We start from the raw sequence: 386 nt of genomic DNA, 5'->3' as shown, positions 1-386 counted from the left end.
CTGCGGATCCTGGCCGAGCTGACCGGCGCCCCCGTCATCACCACCCTGATGGCCATCGGCGTCTTCCCCGACAGCCACCCCCAGCACCTGGGCATGCCCGGCATGCACGGCTCCGTCCCCGCCGTCACCGCCCTGCAGAAGAGCGACCTGCTGTTCGCCCTCGGCGCCCGCTTCGACGACCGCGTCACCGGAAAGCTCGACTCCTTCGCCCCCCACGCCAAGGTCGTCCACGCCGACATCGACCCCGCCGAGATCGGCAAGAACCGCGCCGCCGACGTCCCCATCGTCGGCGACGCCCGCGAGGTCCTCGCCGACCTGATCGTCGCCGTCCAGGCCGAGTACGACGCCGGCCACCGCAGCGACTACACCGACTGGTGGAAGCGCCT

Annotated in this window: 1 pseudogene; it reads left to right on the top strand. The window is 71.8% G+C overall.

Annotated features, from left to right (window positions below):
* Positions 1–386 (top strand): annotated as a pseudogene (locus QSK52_RS39210) (acetolactate synthase large subunit); the annotation flags it as partial.

This window comes from Kitasatospora phosalacinea (genome assembly GCF_030268885.1).
Taxonomy (GTDB): Bacteria; Actinomycetota; Actinomycetes; order Streptomycetales; family Streptomycetaceae; genus Kitasatospora; species Kitasatospora phosalacinea_C.
This window is presented reverse-complemented; position numbering and strand designations above follow the sequence as displayed.